Annotated in this window: 19 protein-coding genes; 12 read left to right on the top strand and 7 right to left on the bottom strand. The window is 74.1% G+C overall.

The features are described from left to right. The first annotated feature begins 28 nt into the window (after positions 1-28). Complete coding sequence (locus AC2TEW_RS02920; RefSeq protein WP_484621668.1) at positions 29-1,450, top strand: S28 family serine protease; 1,422 nt, start codon at positions 29-31, stop codon at positions 1,448-1,450. 147 nt (positions 1,451-1,597) lie between these two features. On the opposite strand, the gene AC2TEW_RS02925 is transcribed toward AC2TEW_RS02920, so the two are convergent. Next, the gene (locus AC2TEW_RS02925; protein ID WP_484621669.1) at positions 1,598-3,133 is read right to left on the bottom strand and encodes an amino acid permease; all 1,536 of its coding nucleotides are present in this window, start codon (positions 3,131-3,133) and stop codon (positions 1,598-1,600) included. Between the two features lie 228 nt (positions 3,134-3,361). Between AC2TEW_RS02925 and AC2TEW_RS02930 the strand changes: the two genes are divergently transcribed. After that, positions 3,362-4,021 carry an RICIN domain-containing protein gene (locus AC2TEW_RS02930; RefSeq protein ID WP_484621670.1) on the top strand — a complete coding sequence of 220 codons (660 nt, stop codon included), beginning with the start codon at positions 3,362-3,364 and terminating at the stop codon, positions 4,019-4,021. A gap of 252 nt (positions 4,022-4,273) precedes the next feature. Here the strand turns inward: AC2TEW_RS02930 and AC2TEW_RS02935 are convergent, their stop codons facing one another. Further along, positions 4,274-4,474: a hypothetical protein gene (locus AC2TEW_RS02935; protein WP_484621671.1), complete on the bottom strand. Its 201-nt coding sequence runs from the start codon at positions 4,472-4,474 to the stop codon at positions 4,274-4,276. A gap of 312 nt (positions 4,475-4,786) precedes the next feature. Here AC2TEW_RS02935 and AC2TEW_RS02940 point away from each other — a divergent pair, with 312 nt between their 5' ends. Together AC2TEW_RS02940 and AC2TEW_RS02945 are read left to right on the top strand one after the other, a co-directional pair. Beyond that, positions 4,787-5,866, top strand: a complete 1,080-nt coding sequence (locus tag AC2TEW_RS02940) for a M4 family metallopeptidase (protein WP_484621672.1) — start codon at positions 4,787-4,789, stop codon at positions 5,864-5,866. Positions 5,867-5,933: 67 nt separating this feature from the next. Beyond that, positions 5,934-6,224, top strand: coding sequence for a protealysin inhibitor emfourin (locus AC2TEW_RS02945; RefSeq protein WP_484621673.1), 291 nt, complete (start codon positions 5,934-5,936; stop codon positions 6,222-6,224). 31 nt (positions 6,225-6,255) lie between these two features. On the opposite strand, the gene AC2TEW_RS02950 is transcribed toward AC2TEW_RS02945, so the two are convergent. From AC2TEW_RS02950 to AC2TEW_RS02960, 3 genes are all read right to left on the bottom strand, one after another. Continuing rightward, complete coding sequence (locus AC2TEW_RS02950) at positions 6,256-6,906, bottom strand: hypothetical protein (protein ID WP_484621674.1); 651 nt, start codon at positions 6,904-6,906, stop codon at positions 6,256-6,258. A gap of 205 nt (positions 6,907-7,111) precedes the next feature. Next, a complete protein-coding gene (locus AC2TEW_RS02955) occupies positions 7,112-7,309 on the bottom strand; it encodes a hypothetical protein (protein ID WP_484621675.1) in 198 nt (65 codons plus the stop codon). A 21-nt stretch (positions 7,310-7,330) separates the two neighbouring features. Next, complete coding sequence (locus tag AC2TEW_RS02960; RefSeq protein ID WP_484621676.1) at positions 7,331-8,650, bottom strand: hypothetical protein; 1,320 nt, start codon at positions 8,648-8,650, stop codon at positions 7,331-7,333. Between the two features lie 260 nt (positions 8,651-8,910). On the opposite strand from AC2TEW_RS02960, the gene AC2TEW_RS02965 reads away from it, so the two are divergent. From AC2TEW_RS02965 to AC2TEW_RS02975, 3 genes are all read left to right on the top strand, one after another. After that, positions 8,911-9,501 carry an AMIN-like domain-containing (lipo)protein gene (locus AC2TEW_RS02965; RefSeq protein ID WP_484621677.1) on the top strand — a complete coding sequence of 197 codons (591 nt, stop codon included), beginning with the start codon at positions 8,911-8,913 and terminating at the stop codon, positions 9,499-9,501. Between the two features lie 100 nt (positions 9,502-9,601). Beyond that, positions 9,602-10,345: an SOS response-associated peptidase gene (locus AC2TEW_RS02970; protein ID WP_484621678.1), complete on the top strand. Its 744-nt coding sequence runs from the start codon at positions 9,602-9,604 to the stop codon at positions 10,343-10,345. A 78-nt stretch (positions 10,346-10,423) separates the two neighbouring features. After that, entirely contained in the window at positions 10,424-10,795 is a 372-nt protein-coding gene (locus tag AC2TEW_RS02975; protein ID WP_484621679.1) for a hypothetical protein, read from the top strand. Here the strand turns inward: AC2TEW_RS02975 and AC2TEW_RS02980 are convergent. Next, complete coding sequence (locus tag AC2TEW_RS02980; protein WP_484621680.1) at positions 10,774-11,523, bottom strand: TetR/AcrR family transcriptional regulator; 750 nt, start codon at positions 11,521-11,523, stop codon at positions 10,774-10,776. The two genes, AC2TEW_RS02975 and AC2TEW_RS02980, sit on opposite strands and share 22 nt — an antisense overlap. A 157-nt stretch (positions 11,524-11,680) precedes the next feature. Here AC2TEW_RS02980 and AC2TEW_RS02985 point away from each other — a divergent pair, with 157 nt between their 5' ends. Then, positions 11,681-12,901, top strand: coding sequence for a saccharopine dehydrogenase family protein (locus AC2TEW_RS02985; protein WP_484621681.1), 1,221 nt, complete (start codon positions 11,681-11,683; stop codon positions 12,899-12,901). A 123-nt stretch (positions 12,902-13,024) separates the two neighbouring features. Continuing rightward, complete coding sequence (locus AC2TEW_RS02990; protein ID WP_484621682.1) at positions 13,025-13,861, top strand: undecaprenyl-diphosphate phosphatase; 837 nt, start codon at positions 13,025-13,027, stop codon at positions 13,859-13,861. Between the two features lie 175 nt (positions 13,862-14,036). Here the strand turns inward: AC2TEW_RS02990 and AC2TEW_RS02995 are convergent, their stop codons facing one another. After that, positions 14,037-14,906 (bottom strand): GNAT family N-acetyltransferase, encoded by an 870-nt coding sequence (locus AC2TEW_RS02995; RefSeq protein WP_484621683.1) that lies wholly within the window; start codon positions 14,904-14,906, stop codon positions 14,037-14,039. Between the two features lie 126 nt (positions 14,907-15,032). Here AC2TEW_RS02995 and AC2TEW_RS03000 point away from each other — a divergent pair, with 126 nt between their 5' ends. From AC2TEW_RS03000 to AC2TEW_RS03010, 3 genes are all read left to right on the top strand, one after another. Further along, positions 15,033-15,479: a nitroreductase family deazaflavin-dependent oxidoreductase gene (locus AC2TEW_RS03000; protein WP_484622044.1), complete on the top strand. Its 447-nt coding sequence runs from the start codon at positions 15,033-15,035 to the stop codon at positions 15,477-15,479. Positions 15,480-15,578: 99 nt separating this feature from the next. Further along, positions 15,579-15,929 (top strand): hypothetical protein, encoded by a 351-nt coding sequence (locus tag AC2TEW_RS03005; protein WP_484621684.1) that lies wholly within the window; start codon positions 15,579-15,581, stop codon positions 15,927-15,929. Between the two features lie 144 nt (positions 15,930-16,073). Beyond that, on the top strand, positions 16,074-16,730 hold the full coding sequence (locus AC2TEW_RS03010) for a response regulator transcription factor (protein ID WP_484621685.1): 657 nt from the start codon (positions 16,074-16,076) through the stop codon (positions 16,728-16,730). The last annotated feature ends 31 nt before the right edge of the window (positions 16,731-16,761 follow it).

Genomic DNA, 16,761 nt, shown 5'->3' on the forward strand with positions numbered 1-16,761 from the left:
CCATCGCCGTTCACGTTACGGAGAGTCGATGCGCACCACGCTCAGAAGACTGCTCACCGCCGCCCTCCTGATACCGCTGCTGGCTCTCGGGCTCGCCGTACCCGCGCTGGCCCAGGCGCCGGCCGACGCCGACATCCGCGACCGCCTGGCGGCGATCCCCGGGATGACCGTCACCGAGGAGAAGCCCGCCCCCGGCTACCGGTACTTCCTGCTCACCTACACCCAGCCGGTGGACCACCGGCGGCCCTGGCTGGGCACCTTCCAGCAGCGGCTGAGCGTGCTGCACCGGGGCGAGGACCGCCCGACCGTGCTCTACACCAACGGCTACACGCTCGGGACCACGCCGTCGCGCACCGAGCCCACCCGGCTGGTGGACGGCAACCAGGTCTCCATCGAGTACCGCTACTTCACGCCCTCCCGCCCCGAGCCCGCCGACTGGTCGAAGGCGGGCATCGAGCAGGCGGCCGCCGACACGCACGCCATCATCACGGCGCTGAAGCCGCTGTACGGCCAGAAGTGGATCTCCACCGGCGCCAGCAAGGGCGGCATGTCCTCGGTCTACCACCGCCGGTTCTACCCGGACGACGTGGCGGGCACCGTGGCGTACGTCGCCCCGAACGACGTGGACGACCGCGAGGACTCCGCGTACAGCCGCTTCTTCGACCACGTCGGCACCGCGCAGTGCCGCTCCGCCCTCGACGCCGCCCAGCGGGAACTGCTGGTCCGCCGCGGCACGCTGGAGCCCCGCTACGCCGCGGACAACGCCGCCGCGGGCAACACCTTCACCACCGTCGGCAGCGCCGACCGGGGCTACGAGCTGGGTGTGCTGGACGTGGTCTGGGGGTTCTGGCAGTACAGCACCGAGGCGGACTGCGCCGCGGTCCCGCCGGTGACCGCCACCGACGACCAGCTGTACGGCTGGCTGGACACCCACTCGGGGATCGACTCCAACAGCGACCAGTCGCTGGCCGCCTACACCCCGTACTACTACCAGGCGGGCACCCAGCTGGGCTCCCCGAACTTCGACGTCTCGCACCTCAAGGGGCTGCTGCACTACAGCACCAAGGAGCTGTACTCGCCCCGCACCTACGTGCCGCGGTCGATCCCGATGCGGTTCGACCCGTCGGCCATGCGGGACATCGACGGCTGGGTGCGGCACTCCGCCGAGCGGATCCTCTTCGTCTACGGCCAGAACGACCCGTGGGGCGCCGAGCGGTTCACCCTCGGCCGGGGCAGCGAGGACTCGTACGTCTACACCGCGCCGGGCGCCAACCACGGCGCGAAGATCGCCGCGCTGAGCGCCGACCAGTCCGCGGCCGCCACCGCCGCGCTGCTGCGCTGGGCGGGCGTCGCGGGGACGGACGCCCGGACCACCGCGCCGGCCCGCCCGGCGCTGCCGTTCGGCGAGCTGGACCGCGCCGGGCTGCTGCTGGAGCGGCACCGCCTCTGACGGGCGGACCGGCGGGCCGGCGGACCGGTCCGCGGCGGCGCCCGTCCGGTGCGGCAGCACGCACCGGGCGGGCGCCGCCCGTCGACGGGACTGCCGGCGGCGACCGGGGACTGCCGGCGACGACCGGCGACCCGCGACGACCGGGGACTACCGGGGGCCGTCGGGCCCGGTCGGCGCCTGCGAGCGGGCCGCCAGGCCGAGCCGGCTGTGGCCGCGCCCGTAGAGGAAGAACACCACCATCCCGATCACCATCCAGATCACGAACCGCAGCCAGGTGTCGACCGGCAGGTTGAGCATCAGCCACAGGCTGGCCAGCACCGAGAGCACCGGCACCACCGGCACTCCCGGGCAGCGGAAGGAGCGGTGCAGGTCGGGGCGGGTGCGGCGGAGCACGATCACGCCGATCGAGACCACGATGAAGGCGAACAGCGTGCCGATGTTGACCAGCTCGGACAGCTCCTCCAGCGGGATCAGACCGGCCAGCACGGCGACCACCAGACCGAGCATCAGGACCGCCTTCGCCGGGGTCCCGAAGCGCGGGTGCACGGTGGAGAAGGTGCGCGGCAGCAGGCCGTCGCGGCTCATCGCGAAGAACACCCGGCTCTGCCCGAGCAGCAGGATCATCGTCACCGAGGTGAGACCGGCCACCGCGCCGACGTTGATGATGTCGGCGAAGGCGTGCTGGCCGACCGCCTTGAACGCGTCCGACAGCGGCGCGTCGCTGGAGAGCTCGGTGTACTTCTGCATCCCCGTCACCACCAGCGACACCGCCATGTACAGCACGGTGCAGATCAGCAGCGACCCGAGGATGCCGCGGGGCACGTCGCGCTGCGGGTTGCGGGTCTCCTCGGCGGCGGTCGCCACCACGTCGAAGCCGATGAAGGCGAAGAACACCACGGCGGCGGCGGTGAAGATGCCCATCACGCCGAAGTCGGTCGGCGTGTAGCCGAACAGCGCCTGCACCATCGGCGACTGCCCGCCGGACTTACCCTCGACGGTCTGCGCGGGCGGGATGAACGGCGAGTAGTTGTCGCTCTTGATGAAGAACAGGCCGGCCACGATCACCACCAGCACCACGGTCACCTTGATCGCGACGATCACCCGGGTCACCTCGGCCGAGATCTTCATCCCGAGCACGATCACCCCGGTGAGCAGCAGGACCAGCGCGGTGGCCAGCAGGTTGAAGCTCCAGCCGCCGGTGGCGGAGCCGGAGATGGCGTGCGGCAGGGTGACCCCGCCGCTCTCCAGCAGCGACTGCACGTAGCCCGACCAGCCGACCGCGACCACCGCCGCGCCGAGCGCCAGCTCCAGGATCAGGTCCCAGCCGATGATCCAGGCCGGCAGCTCGCCGATGGTCGAGTACGCGAAGATGTACGCCGAGCCGGCCACCGGGACGGTGGAGGCGAGTTCGGCGTAGCACAGCGCCGCCAGCCCGCAGACGATGCCGGCCGCGGCGAACGACAGGGCGACCGCCGGTCCGGCGTGGTTCTTGGCGGCGGTGCCGGTGAGGACGAAGATGCCGGTGCCGATGATCACGCCGACCCCGAAGACCGTGAGGTCCAGCGCGGAGAGGGAACGGCGCAGCGCGTGCTCGGGCTCCTGGGTGTCGGCGATCGACTGCTCGACCGGTTTGGTCCGGACGAGGTCGCGCAGCAAGGGGGTGGACTCGGGCGTACTGCTCATTCGGGCCTCCGAAGGGTCGTCCGGGTCACGGCTACCCCGTCGGAGCCGGTGTACGACCTCGGTCGGCCGGTGTTCAGCCGTAAGGCCCTGTGGTCCGTGGAACCGGTGGGGTCAGGGTGGCCGTGTGTGGCGGGGCGGGCACGGTCGGTGGGCGCGCGGCGGGGCCGGTTGCGGGCGGAGTGGCCCGTTCGGCTGCCGGGCGGGCGCGGGCGGACTATCGTCGCGTCCATGACAAAGTCGTTCCGGAGCGGGGCCCTGGGCTCCGTCCTCACCGCGATCGTCCTGTCCCTCGGCGCGCTCGGCGTCATCCCCGCCCAGGCAGCGGCCGACGGCCCGCCGGGTGCGCCGCCCGGACCCGGCGGCCGGGCGCCGCTACGGATCGAGTCCACCGCCCGGACCGGGGTCACCGCGTACGGCCCGTTCCTGATCCGCAACGCCGCCACCGGCTGGTGCGTCAACCTCCCCGGCCAGGGCGCCGGCCGGCCCGGCGGCGTCGTCAACCTGTTCACCTGCGACGGCACCGCCGCCGACAACCAGCTCTACTGGTGGGACCACCAGGGCGACGGACTCTTCACCCTCCGCAACGTCAAGGACAACCTCTGCCTCGACGCGCCGGGCACCGCCGCGGTCGAGGCCGGCACCCGGGTCGGCGAGTCCTACTGCGACAACATCGCGGCCGACAACCAGCTCTACCGCCTGGTCCCGCGCCCGGACGGCACCCGGTGGATCGTCAACGACGCCGCCGGCCTGTGCCTGGGCGCCGAGACCACCCGCACCGGCCGCGACGGCGCCCGGATCGCCCTCGTCCCGTGCGGCGACACCGCGGACCGCCGCTGGCGGCTCATCGGATCCGGCGCGCCCGCCGCACCCGGTACGCCCGCGGTCTGACCCGCGCGGCGCCGCACCCGGCGGGCGCGGGCACACCCTGGGCCGGGGTCCCGGGCGGACGGGACCCCGGCCTGGGGAGGCGTCGGCCGCGCACGGCCGACCTGCTCGGCAGCCCGTCTCTCGGGGGGTGGTGGGACTGCCGTGACCGGGATGCTAGACCCGTGGCGACCCGCTGAGAACCCCTCTGACCAGCACAGTTTCCGGCCGCGGACATGCCAGGGCGGTCGGGGCCCGGGACCGGCCGACGCGCCGTCAGCTGCCCAGCAGACGGGCGAAGTCGTACCCGAGGTTCCCCACCTTCAGCAGATCGCCGAGATCGGTGATCGCACCGACCGGGATCGGCTCGTGGTGGTCCCGCAGCACCGTGCCCCGCGCCTGGGCCGCGGGCGCGGCGGCCAGCGCGAGAAAGGCGAGCAGGGTGCCGGTGGCGGCGAATCGGATCGCGGTACGCATCAGGGCCTCCGTACGTCAGGGGCGTGCCGACCTGGATAACCGCCGACAGGCGTCCAGGTCACGGGCGCACGGCGGAACGGCGCCGACGGACGGCGGGCACCCGGGCACCCGGGCACCCGGGCACCCGGGCACCCGGGCAGTTCTACCCCGCCGCCGGTGTCCTTCTGCCCCTTGGAAGCCCGGAGGACGAGGAGAAGAATGTGCCGCGCGAGGGGTGAGAAATGAGCCGGGGGACTCAACCACGAGCGGCCGGGCGCCCGACGCGCACGACCGCGCCCGAACCACGGTGAGTGCCAGACCGAGGAATCCGCCATGACGCACCGCTACCACTCGTTCGTGCCGCCGCACGTGCTCGACCACATCGCCCGGGTCCAGGGCCGCGAGAGCCTGGAACCGTCCGCCGCCCAACGCTCGACGGTCCTGTCCGCGCAGTTCCGCCGCGCCCGCCGCAACCAGACCCCCGACGTCCCGGGGACCGCTCCGCTGCTGGCCGCGCAGGCCGCCGTCGGCCTCAAGGGGCTCACCGTCCCGCCGACCGCGACCGCCGGCCGGCTCATCTACGACGACGAGACGCAGTCCAGCTACAACATCAAGCTGCTACGCGGCGAGGGCGACCCCGCCGTGGCCGGGCAGAACGCCGACCAGGCGTACGACAGCCTGGGCGCCGTCCGCGAGTACTACAAGCAGCAGCTGGGCCGGAACTCGATCGACAACGCCGGCCTCAACCTGGTCGCCAACGTCAACTTCGGCGAGAAGTTCGACAACGCCTTCTGGGACCCGGACGCGCAGGTCATGGTGTTCGGCAACGGCGACAACGAGATCTTCAAGGACCTGACCGGCGACCTCGACGTCGCGGCGCACGAGCTGACCCACGGGGTCACCCAGTTCACCGCGGGCCTCAACTACACCAACGACCAGACCGGCGCGCTCAACGAGTCGTTCAGCGACATGATGGGCTCCGCCATCGACGCCTTCGTCCACCACCGCGACGCCGACACCCACAACTGGCTGATCGGCGACGAGATCATGGCCGACGACCTGGCCGGCGAGGCGCTGCGCTCGATGTCCGAGCCCGGCTCGGCCTTCGACAACCAGATCATGGGCCGCGACCCGCAGCCCCGGGACATGAGCGGCTACTTCGAACCCGCCGACCCGCACCTGATGTCCGGGATCACCAACCGGTGGTACTACCTGATCTGCAAGGAGATCGGCATCGAGGCGGGCACCCTGATCATGTACCAGACCCTGCAGAACCTCTGGCCGACCGCCGTCTTCACCGACGCCGCCGTGGTGGCCGCCGCCCAGGCGCGGATCCTGGCCGAGAGCAAGCAGGTGCCCGCCGAGGCCGCCCAGGTGGTCCGCGCCTGCGCCCGGCAGCAGGGCTTCTGGTGACCGACCGGCCCGGCGGACGTCGTCCGCCGGGCGGGAGTACGGGAGGTGCGACGTGGTGCGGGTGTCGATGGAACGCAGCGGCGGCTTCACCGGCCTGCGGGCGTCCGCCACGCTCGACACCGACGCCCTGCCGTCGGCACAGGCGGCCGAGGTGCTGGACGGGCTGACCGCCCTCGAGCACCTGGCCGCCACCACCCCGGCGGCGGCCGGCCGCCCCGGCACCGCGCTCCCGGGCTACCGCCTCACCGTCCACCGGCCGGCCGGCGACCAGCTGGTCCAGCTGACGGAACCGCACATCCCGCCGGAGGTCCGCCCGCTGCTCACCGAGCTGCTGAAGCGGGCCCGGCCGCCGGGGTAGCCGCCCCCGGCCGGGATGGCCGCGCCGGCGCTCAGCCCTCGTCGTCCGCCGAGACCGGGTCCGCCGCAGCGCGGTCCCGGCCCTCGGTGAAGAAGGCCAGGACCTCCGCGGCGTCGTCCGGCCGGCGGATCGGACGGGTGGCGCCGAACGGGGCGTTCCAGAACCCGCCGGCGCGCCGGGTCCACGGGCCGACGTACGCGTAGGGCTCGGGCGAGAAGCCGTCCCCCGGAGACACCCCGTAGTTCACCGAGTCGACCGAGATGCCGAGGTCGAAGTGTTCCGGCCACAGCACCGGCTGCTGGCCGGGCGCGAAGCGGCGCAGCGCCGCGTCGCCCGAGGCGAAGGCGCCGACCAGGCGCGCGGCCGCGGTGGGGTCGACGGACAGCTCCTCGGTCATCGCGGCACCCGAGCCGTCCTGGTACAGCCCGGCCGGCCCGCCGCCCTCGAGGCCGAGCTCCGCGGCGAGCGCCGCGCAGGTGGTGCCGTCCAGCGGCAGCCGCCGCCCGCCCGCCACCAGATGGGTGCCCTGGACCAGGAGCTCGGGCGCGGCGACGGTGGCGAAACCGTCCGCGTGCACCCGCAGCCGGATGGTGCCGCTCTGCCGGTACTGCGGTCCGGCCAGCAGCAGTTCGGCGACCGCGTGCAGCGAACGGCGGGTGGTCTCGAGTGCGGTGGTGTCCACGGCTCCTCCAAGCGTGGTCGGCGTCGTCGGTGGCCGTCGGCACCGGTGCCGGCCCGCCCGCCGGGGCCCAGCGTACGTCGACGCCCGCACCGGGCCGGAGCATTCACCCCCGGCGTGGCCGGTCCGACGGCCCGAAGGCCCCACCCGGCCGGACGAGCCCGTGGCCCCCGCCCGCCGCGAACGGCCGGCGGGGGCCACGTCGGCGTCAGCGGGCGGCGGGTGCCGAGGGCACCACCGGCGCGGTCGGCGCGGCAGAGGTGCCGCCGGACGTCAGCGGCCACTCGCGGTGGAAGACCGGCAGCGGCAGCCGCTTCTCCGCCACCGGGGTACCGAAGATCGTCAGGTGGGCCAGCAGCGCACCGGTCAGGTCGACGCCGCCGTACAGCGCCCAGCTGCCCTGCACCTTCGGCGCGGCGCCGCCGCTCTACAGCGCGACCGAGCCGTTCACCTCGCTGCGCAGGTACGGCTCCACGGTCGCCTCGACGCCCACCGCGTCGTACAGGCCCACGGACACGTCGGCGCCGAGACCGGCGCGGACCGAGGCCTGGCCGGCGAAGTGCGCCCGCACCGCGGAGACCTTGGTGTCGGCCGCGTCGGTGACCGGCTTCCAGCCCTTGCCGCCCGCGTAGTCGGCGTGCACGCTCCAGGCGCCGGTGAACTCCTGCTCGGCGTCGACGGTCACCTTGCCGTCGGCGCCGACCTCCAGGAAGCAGGTCAGCCCGAGGTTGACCACGACCGGCAGCCCGGCGACGGTGAGCACCGGGTTGGCGTGCAGCTCGGCGACCGGGATCCGCACGGGCGTCCCGGTCCCCTTGGCGAGCTCGCCGCTCAGCTTCCACTGGCCCTGGGCACCGAGGTCGAAGCCGATCGAGGCGGTCCTGGGCTCACCCGCCTTGGCACCGTGGTAGGCGAAGTGCACGGCCGGGTGCAGCCGCAGCGAGGCCGACGCGGCCGCGCTCGCACCGGCGGGCAGCGGCAGCGGTGCGTTCAGGTCCAGCCCGAGGGTGCCGGAGGCGTCCGCCTTGGCACCGTTGCCGTCCTGGCCGAAGGAGAGCTTGAAGTCCTTGACCAGCGGGGTGACGGTGATCGCGTGCGGGTCCACGGCGACCTGGCCGTCGGCCTCGGCGCCGCCGAGCAGTTCGGGCAGGGTCGCCGGGCGGGTGGCGACCTCGACCGTCCCCGGGGTGGCGCTCGGGTGCACCTCGGTGACGGCGAGCAGCGCACCCTTGGGCGCGGCCGGGGTCGGCGGGCTGGCGATCAGCCGGCCCACCTGGACCTGGCCGAGCGAGGCCGTGGCCGACGGCACCGGCGAGGCCTGCGCGGAGGCGCTCTGCGATGCGGCCGGCGGGGCTGCGGGCGGGGCGCTCTTCGGCGCGGGGGTGCCCGTGGGGGCGGGGGCCGCGGTGGTGGGCGCGGGGGTCGCGGCCGTACCGCTGAGCACGGCCCGGCCGGTGCCGGGGTCGTAGGAGGCGAGCCGGAGGTCCGCCGCGGCGGGCGCCACCTCGGGCGCGCCCGCCCCCGGCTTGCCTATCGCCACCTGCTGCGCGCCGGGCTGGGCCGCCGTCACCACCAGGGAGTCCGCCGCGGCGCGGGCGGCGGAGGTGGCGGGTGCGAGGGCGGCGGCGTCGCCGCCGGGCGCCTGCGGGGAGGACGGGGGAGTGGCCGGTGCCGCGCAGGAGCAGGCGCCGATCAGCACCGCCGCGGCGAGCGCGGGCAGGCCGAACGTACGTGTGGAGCTGTTCAAAGAGTCCCCTTCGGAGCGGCGGACGAGGACACGACCGCCCGAGATCAGTAGGCGGCAGGACTCCGCGTCGGGCCTGCCGTCGGCGCCATGTTACTGACGAGTTGTCATCTTGTCGAAGACATGCCGAACCGCCCGCTGCCCGCCTGCCGTCCGCCGGGCGCCGCCGATATCCGGCGACTTGCGAGGCAACCACCGATGGGAGGGTTTCGTCCCTGTTTACGGGGGTCCGATGCGGGTCATATGCGGAGGAGACGGTGGTCATGAGACGTTGGACGGTGATCCCGATGGTGCTCGCTCTCGCCGGGGCCGGTGCGGCGGTCGCACCCGTCACGGCTGCGGCCGCACCGCCCCCGGCGGCGGTCGGCACACCGCAGTGCCCGACCGGCTGGGGCAGCCTGCCCAAGGACGCCACGGCGTCCGGCACCCGGCCGCTGGTGAACGTGCGGACCGGCGCCCACCCCTGCTACGACCGGCTGGTGCTCGACATCCCCGGCACCTCGGCCACCCGGCCGGCCGGCTACCACGTGCACTACGTCGACACCCTGGTCCAGGACGCGTCCGGCAAGCCGGTCCCGGTCCGCGGCGGGGCGATTCTGGAGATCGTGGTCGAGGCCCCCGCCTTCGACCCCGCCACCGGCCGCACCAGCTACCCCGCGCACCCCGGACAGCCGCTGCCCGGCGTCGACCTGGCCGGGTACCGGACCTTCACCGACACCCGCTTCGCGTCCAGCTTCGAGGGCCGGACCCAGATCGGCGTCGGCGTCCGCGCCCGTCTGCCGTTCCGGGTCTTCCAGCTCGACGGCCGCCTCGTCGTCGACGTCGCCCACACCTGGGGCCCGGCGCCCCGCTGAGGCCGCCGGACCGCCGCTGCCCCCGGCGCGGTCACGCGCAGCGTCACACGATCTGTCGTGGCCTGCCCCGGGCGGCGGGCCGGCGTGGGAGGGTGGGGGCATGTGCGGCCGCTTCGTCTCCACCGTTGCCCCCGTCGATCTCGTCGGCCTCCTGGGCGAACTGCGCTGGGACCCCGACGAGACCCTGGCGCCGAGCTGGAACGTGGCCCCCACCGATCCGGTCCCGGCGGTCATGGAACGCCTCGACCGGGCCACCGGCGAGCTGGTGCGGCAGCTCCGCCCGCTGCGCTGGGGCCTGGTCCCGTCCTGGGCGAAGGACGCGTCCGGCGGCGCGCGGCTGATCAACGCGAGGTCGGAGACGGCGGACCAGAAGCCGTCGTTCCGCAAGGCGTTCGTGTCGAGGCGGTGCGTGATCCCCGCGGACGGCTACTTCGAGTGGCGCCAGGTCCCGGCGGAGAACGGCCGGAAGGCGTTCAAGCAGCCGTACTACCTCACCACCGGCACGACCATGCTGATGGCCGGCCTGTACGAGTTCTGGCGGGACCGGAACCTGCCCGAGGACGACCCCGCGGCCTGGCTGACCACCGCGTGCATCCTCACCCGCGACGCCACCGACAGCGCCGGCCTGGTGCACGACCGGATGCCGGTCGTCGTCGCACCGCAGGACGCCGGCCACTGGCTCGACCCGGAGGTCTCCGACCGCGCCGAACTCCAGCACCTGCTGCACCTCCCGGCCGACGGGGACATGACGGTCAAGGCCGTGTCGACGGCCGTCAACAGCGTGCGCTCGAACGGCGCGCTCCTGCTGGACGAGGTCCCGGACCCGCTCGGGATCGTCGGCTGACGAGCGCGGCGGGCCCGGCGCTTCGGCACCTCGGCACCCGCCTGCGGCGCGGGTCCGGCCCGGGTGCATGATGCACCCATGCGATGGACGGGTGGGGCGAACATTCCGGCGCCGATCGGGCGGCTGCGCGCGGCGAGGCTCAACGCCACCTGGCCGCTGGCCGAACTGACGGTCGGTGAGGGCAGGGTTCGGCTGCGGATCAGGCTGGTCGGCGCGCTCTGGCAGCGGTTCGGCACCGGGCCGCTCGACTGGTCCGCGGCCGAGGTGGCGGAGGTCTTCCCGTGCCGGGGACGGCTCGGCACCGGCGGCGTCGGTGTCCGGACCGTCGCGGCGGGCACCAGCTACTTCTGGACCGGGCAGGGCGCCGCCGTGCTGGAGGACTGCCGGCGCGCCGGCTTCACCGTCACCCACCAGGAACGCCGGGTCGACTACACCGCCCCGCCTGCCTGACCCGGCCGTGCGGACGGCGGGCCGGCGTCCTGGCGGGCCCGCTGCAGGGCCGCGCTGTCGAGCAGCATCTCCAGCGCGAGCGGGTACGCGCTGTCGTTCATCCGGGCGGCCAACAGGTCGGCGGTGGCGGCGATGTGAGGGTGCGTCCGGGCGGGGAGCCGGGCGTAGGTGGAGGCCCACATCTCCTCGTCGGCGGCGCGGGCCGCGGCCGGCAGCGCGAGCGAGGCCGCGTCCAGGGCGGCGAAGGCGAGGCTCTGGTCGATGAACGCGTGGTAGATCCGGACGGCGGCCGGGTCGGTGAAGCCCGCGGTGCGCAGGATGCCGAGGACCGTCTCGTCGGCGACGATCTCCCGGGCCCGGCCGCTGACCCGGCTCGCGGTGAGGACGGCGGCCTGCGGATGGGCCAGGTAGGCGCGGTGGATCCGCAGTCCCAGGCCGCGCAGGTCGGCGCGCCAGTCGCCGGTCGGGGCCCAGCCGTCCAGGGCGCGGCCGATCAGCTCGTCCCCGATGGCCAGGGTGAGCTCGTCCATCCCCCGGAAGTACCGGTACAGGGTGCTCGGGTCGGCGCCCAGCGCCAGGCCGAGACGCCGCGCGGTCAGCCCCTCGCCGCCGTGCTCGCGCAGCATCCGCAGGGCCGTCTCGACGATCACCTGCTCGGAGAGGACCGCGCCCTGCTTGGTCGGCCGCCGCCGCCGTCGGGCGGACTCCGGGACCACCTGCTTGGGCATCGTCCGCTCCTCCGCTCCGGCCGCAAGGACCCTCGGCGGTGACGCCGGCGGCCCTTATGCCAACGCCATTGACCCTACCGGAGGGCCAGGAGTTTCATCACATCCCAGGAGCTCGGAGCCCTGGAGGCTCCCTACCCTGCGAGAGAGAGGTCCCCTCATGCGCATCCTGCTCGTGGGCGCCGGCGGTGTCGGTACCGCCGTCACCCGGATCGCCGCCCGCCGCCCGTTCTTCGACCACCTGGCGGTGGCCGACTACGACCTGTCCCGGGCCGAGGCCGCGGTCGCCGCGCTGGGGGAGGCGGGGACCAGGTTCAGCGCCCACCGGGTCGACGCCTCCGATGAGGCCGCGGTCGCCGCCCTGCTCGCCGAGCAGCGCTGCGACGTGCTGCTGAACGCCACCGACCCGCGGTTCGTGCTGCCGCTCTTCCAGGCCGCCCTGGCGGCCGGCACGCACTACCTCGACATGGCGATGTCACTGTCCCGGCCGCACCCCGAGCGCCCGTACGAGCTGTGCGGCGTCAAGCTGGGCGACGCGCAGTTCGAGCGCGCCGCGGACTGGGAGAAGGCGGGCCGGCTGGCGCTGGTCGGGATGGGCGTCGAGCCCGGCCTCTCGGACGTCTTCGCCCGGTACGCGGCCGACGAGCTGTTCGACGAGATCGAGGAGATCGGCATCCGCGACGGCGCCGACCTGTCCGTCGAGGGCTACGACTTCGCGCCCTCCTTCAACATCTGGACCACCATCGAGGAGTGCCTGAACCCGCCGGTCGTCTACGAGGAGGGCCGCGGCTGGTACACCACCGAGCCGTTCAGCGAGCCCGAGGTGTTCGACTTCCCCGAGGGCATCGGCCCGGTCGAGTGCGTCAACGTGGAGCACGAGGAGGTGCTGCTGGTGCCGCGCTGGGTCGGCGCCAAGCGGGTCACCTTCAAGTACGGCCTCGGCGACGACTTCATCGGCAAGCTCAAGACCCTGCACGCGCTCGGCCTCGACAGCACCACCCCGCTCACCGTCCCGACCGACCGCGGGCCCGCCCGGGTCTCCCCGCGCGACGTGGTCGCGGCCGCCCTGCCGGACCCGGCCACCCTCGGCGACCGGATGACCGGCAAGACCTGCGCCGGCACCTGGGTCAAGGGCAGCAAGGACGGCCGGCCGCGCGAGGTGTACCTCTACCACGTGGTCGACAACCAGTGGTCGATGGGCGAGTACGGCTCCCAGGCCGTGGTCTGGCAGACCGCGATCAACCCCGTCGTCGCCCTCGAGCTGCTCGCCACCGGCGCCTGGAGCGGCGCCGGTGTCCTCGGCCCCGAGGCCTTCCCGCCCCGGCCCTTCCTCGACCTGCTCACCGCGTACGGCAGCCCCTGGGGCCTGCGCGAGCAGTAGCCCGCGGACCGGGCCGGACCTGCCCGGGGAGGGGGCGAGTGGACTCCGCGATGCGCCGCCGCCTACATTCGCGTAGTCGTATGCGGGCGGGCCCGTCCGCAGAGCAGAACCGGGAAGGTCCACGTGAGCGCCATCAGCATCGGGCAGGCCGTCATCCTCGGAGTCGTGGAAGGAGTGACAGAGTTCCTCCCGATCTCCTCCACCGGCCATCTGAAGATCACCGAAGGGCTGATGGGGATCCAGGTCGACGACAAGTCCGTCGTCGGGTTCACGGCCGTGATCCAGGTGGGGGCCATCGCCGCGGTGCTGCTCTACTTCTTCAAGGACATCGTCCGGATCGTCTCCGCCTGGGGCCGCGGTCTGGCGAACAAGGAGGAGCGCTACCACCACGACTACAAGTTCGCCTGGTGGGTGATCTACGCCACGATCCCGATCGTCGTCGTCGGTCTCGCCGCGAAGCCGCTGATCGAGGGCCCGCTGGCGTCGCTGTGGGTGGTCGCCGGCTCGCTGATCGTCGGCAGCGCCGTGATGTGGGCCGCGGACCAGATGGGCCGGCACAAGCGCGGTGAGGACGACACGGGCCTCAAGGACACCATGATCGTCGGCGCCGCCCAGATCCTCGCGCTCCTCTTCCCCGGCTTCTCCCGCTCCGGCGCCACCATGTCCGCCGGCCTGATCCTCGACCTCGACCGGGTCGCGGCCACCCGCCTGTCCTTCTTCCTCGGCATCCCGGCCCTCACCGGCGCCGGCATCTACGAGCTCAAGGACGCGCTCGGCGCCGGCGTGGACCCGGCGCCGCTGCTGGTCGGCACCGCCGTCTCCTTTGTGGTGGCCTACGCCTCGATCGCCTGGCTGCTGAAGTACGTCGCCAAGCACTCCTTCAACGCCTTCGTGGTGTACCGGATCATCATCGGCGTCCTGCTCTTCGGCCTGCTCGGCACCGGCGTCCTCGCCGCCTGACGGCCGCAGCGCAGGACTGCTGCAGCGCAGCACCACCGCAGCACAGCACCGCCGGAGCACATCACCACCGCACCACGGGCGGCGTACCGGGTCGGGCCAACGGCCCGCCGGGTACGCCGCCCGTCCGCATCCCGGGCCGGCCACGGACGCCGGGCCCACGGGCGCCGGGCCCCGGCTAGCGCTGCGCCGAGGAGTGGGCGGGCCCGTCGGGGGCCGCGGTGGCCGGGTCCGCGGCGGTGAAGACGGACTCGGTGAACTCGGTGACGACGGTGAAGCCGAGCCGGCCGTACAGCTCGACGGCGCTGGTGTTGTCCGCCCGGACGTTCAGCCCGATGGTGTCGACGCTCCGGGCCAGGCGCCGGCAGAGCGCGGCCACGCACGCGCCGGCCGCCCCGCGGCCGCGGACCGCGGGATGCGTGGTGACGTTGCCGATCGCCGCCACCCCCTGGTCCGGCGCGTACACGTGGACACCCGCGACGGCGACCAGCCGGCCGTCGAGGCGGGCACCGACGTACTGGCCGGTGTCCAGCATCCGCTCGTCGAACCAGTTGCCCGGGTAGCCCGCCTCGAACAGCGCCAGCAGGTCCGCCAGGTCGCCGCGGTCCAGCGGCTCGGGCCGCCACGGGCCGTCCGGGTGCCGCTCGGTGCGCGCGGGGTCGGAGCGGACCATCCTGAGCAGGGTCTGCCGGTGCTCCGGCCGGTAGTGCGGTGCGAGGCACCGGTCCGCGGCGCCGGACAGGTGCGCGAAGAACCGACGGGGGAGGACCGGGAGCATCGCCCGTACCAGCGCGTCCAACGAGCCCGCGCCGGCCGGGTCCGCCGGGTCGGCCGCCGCCGGGTCCGCCGGGTCGGCGAAGCCGAGCAGGGTCGGGATCTCGCCGACCGTGTACAGCAGCGCGACGGGACCGCCGTCGCCCAGCGTGTACCAGGAGGTGTGCGGCCAGAGCAGGTCGTCGAGGTCGCCGAGTTCGAACAGGTGCAGCGCCGGGTCGCGGCGGAAGCGCTCGGACAGGGCGGCGCGGTCGTGCAGGCTGAGCAGAGACATCCGATCAGCCTACGGCGCGCCGCCGCGGCCGGTGCGGTGGGTGACGGTGGCGGCCGCGAGTGGTAAGCGTGGTCGGGCGGGCGGCGGCAGCCGGCCGCCGACGACCTCCGACGGAACGGGATGACCATGCCTCTTGAGGGTGAGTACCAGCCGAGCCCCGAGCAGTGGGTACGCGACCAGGTCGCGCTGTACGAGAGCTCGGGCGGGGTCCAGGGCACCACGATGCGGGGCATGCCGGTCATCCTGCTCACCTCCCGCGGCGCCAAGAGCGGCCGGCTGCGCAAGACCCCGCTGATGCGGGTCGAGCACGACGGGCAGTACGCGGTGGTGGCCTCCAAGGGCGGCGCACCCGAGCACCCGGTCTGGTACCACAACCTGGTGGCGGACCCGCGGGTCGAGCTCCAGGACGGGCCGGTGCGCCAGGACATGGCGGCCCGTGAGGTGTCCGGCGCCGAGCGGGACCTGTGGTGGGAGCGCGCCGTCGCGGCCTACCCCGACTACGCCGAGTACCAGACCAACACCGACCGGCAGATCCCCGTCTTCGTGCTGACCGCAGTCCCCGGCGGGCACTGAGCCGGCGGGCCGGCGGGGCCCGGCCGCCGGGTGCTCCGAACGGCGGACCTTGCGGCCGTGCTGCCCCGCCGCGGCGGCCCGGCGGGGCAGGCTGGGACGATGAGCGAGCAGCCCGGCGAGGAGAACTTCGAACGTGCCTTCGCGCGCGCACGCGCGGCGGCCGACGCCACCGACCCCCGTACCACCGGACCGGACCAGTCCGCCCTCCGCCCGGAGGAGCTGCCGTCCCGGCAGGTCACCCGGTGGAACCTGGTCCTGCAGCCCGCTGACGCCCCGTTCGCCCGCTGGGCCGACCGCGAGGGGTACCTGCGCGGCGACGAGAGCCTGCGGTTCCTCTCCTACGAGGGCGCCGAGGTGCAGGCGCAGGTGCTCGAGCAGCTGCTGCTCGACATCCCGGGCGGCGGTCTGACCGGCGTCCGGGCGCAGGCCGGGGACGCCCCGCCGGTCTGAGCCGCCCCCGGTCCGGGCCCCCGCCCGCCCGGGTGCTGGTGCTGGTGCTGGTGCCGGTCCGGGCCCGTGTCGCTGCGCGCGCAACCGTTCCGGGTGCCCGGTACGTCCGTCCGGTCGAGGGACAGGAACGAGAGCGGGGGCCCGATGCGCGTACTGGTGGTCGAGGACGAGGAGATGCTGGCCCAGGCCATCGCCGAGGGGCTGCGCCAGGAGGCGTTCGCGGTGGACCTGGTGCACGACGGCGAGGCGGCGATGGAGCGGCTGGCCGTCAACAGCTACGACGTGATGGTCCTCGACCGGGACCTGCCCGGACTGCACGGCGACGAGGTGTGCCGCCGGACGGTGGCGGCGGGCGCCGAGGTCCGGGTGCTGATGCTCACCGTCTCCACCACGCTGGCCGAGCGGGTGGCCGGGCTGAACCTGGGCGCCGACGACTACCTGTCCAAGCCGTTCGCCTTCGCCGAACTGACCGCCCGGATCCGGGCGCTCGGCCGCCGCTCCCGGCCCGCCACCCCGCCGGTGCTGGAACGGGCGGGCCTCCGGCTCGACCCGCACCACCGCTCGGCCGGCCGCGACGGGCGGCCGCTCGCGCTCTCCCGCAAGGAGTTCGCCGTGCTGGAGGAACTGCTGCGCGCGCAGGGCGCCCCGGTCTCCGCCGAGGAACTGCTGGAGCGGGTCTGGGACGAGAACATCGACCCGTTCACCACCATCGTCCGGGTGACCATCCGCAGCCTGCGCCGCAAGCTCGCCGAACCGCCGCTGATCGAGACCATCACCGGCACCGGCTACCGGATCGCCTGACCCTTCCGGCGTGCCCGGCCTTCCCGGCGTG

Source organism: Kitasatospora sp. NEAU-CNBT7, from assembly GCF_057220535.1.

Excerpts from the sequence above, each read along its gene's own strand:
- AC2TEW_RS02925 (WP_484621669.1), bottom strand. The coding sequence starts at position 3,133 with ATGAGCAGTACGCCCGAGTCCACCCCCTTGCTGCGCGACCTCGTCCGG.
- AC2TEW_RS02975 (WP_484621679.1), top strand. The coding sequence starts at position 10,424 with ATGCGATGGACGGGTGGGGCGAACATTCCGGCGCCGATCGGGCGGCTG.
- AC2TEW_RS02920 (WP_484621668.1), top strand. The coding sequence starts at position 29 with ATGCGCACCACGCTCAGAAGACTGCTCACCGCCGCCCTCCTGATACCG.
- AC2TEW_RS02970 (WP_484621678.1), top strand. The coding sequence starts at position 9,602 with ATGTGCGGCCGCTTCGTCTCCACCGTTGCCCCCGTCGATCTCGTCGGC.
- AC2TEW_RS02985 (WP_484621681.1), top strand. The coding sequence starts at position 11,681 with ATGCGCATCCTGCTCGTGGGCGCCGGCGGTGTCGGTACCGCCGTCACC.
- AC2TEW_RS02980 (WP_484621680.1), bottom strand. The coding sequence starts at position 11,523 with ATGCCCAAGCAGGTGGTCCCGGAGTCCGCCCGACGGCGGCGGCGGCCG.
- AC2TEW_RS02930 (WP_484621670.1), top strand. The coding sequence starts at position 3,362 with ATGACAAAGTCGTTCCGGAGCGGGGCCCTGGGCTCCGTCCTCACCGCG.
- AC2TEW_RS03005 (WP_484621684.1), top strand. The coding sequence starts at position 15,579 with ATGAGCGAGCAGCCCGGCGAGGAGAACTTCGAACGTGCCTTCGCGCGC.
- AC2TEW_RS02945 (WP_484621673.1), top strand. The coding sequence starts at position 5,934 with ATGGAACGCAGCGGCGGCTTCACCGGCCTGCGGGCGTCCGCCACGCTC.
- AC2TEW_RS03000 (WP_484622044.1), top strand. The coding sequence starts at position 15,033 with ATGCCTCTTGAGGGTGAGTACCAGCCGAGCCCCGAGCAGTGGGTACGC.
- AC2TEW_RS02965 (WP_484621677.1), top strand. The coding sequence starts at position 8,911 with ATGAGACGTTGGACGGTGATCCCGATGGTGCTCGCTCTCGCCGGGGCC.
- AC2TEW_RS02935 (WP_484621671.1), bottom strand. The coding sequence starts at position 4,474 with ATGCGTACCGCGATCCGATTCGCCGCCACCGGCACCCTGCTCGCCTTT.
- AC2TEW_RS02995 (WP_484621683.1), bottom strand. The coding sequence starts at position 14,906 with ATGTCTCTGCTCAGCCTGCACGACCGCGCCGCCCTGTCCGAGCGCTTC.
- AC2TEW_RS03010 (WP_484621685.1), top strand. The coding sequence starts at position 16,074 with ATGCGCGTACTGGTGGTCGAGGACGAGGAGATGCTGGCCCAGGCCATC.
- AC2TEW_RS02940 (WP_484621672.1), top strand. The coding sequence starts at position 4,787 with ATGACGCACCGCTACCACTCGTTCGTGCCGCCGCACGTGCTCGACCAC.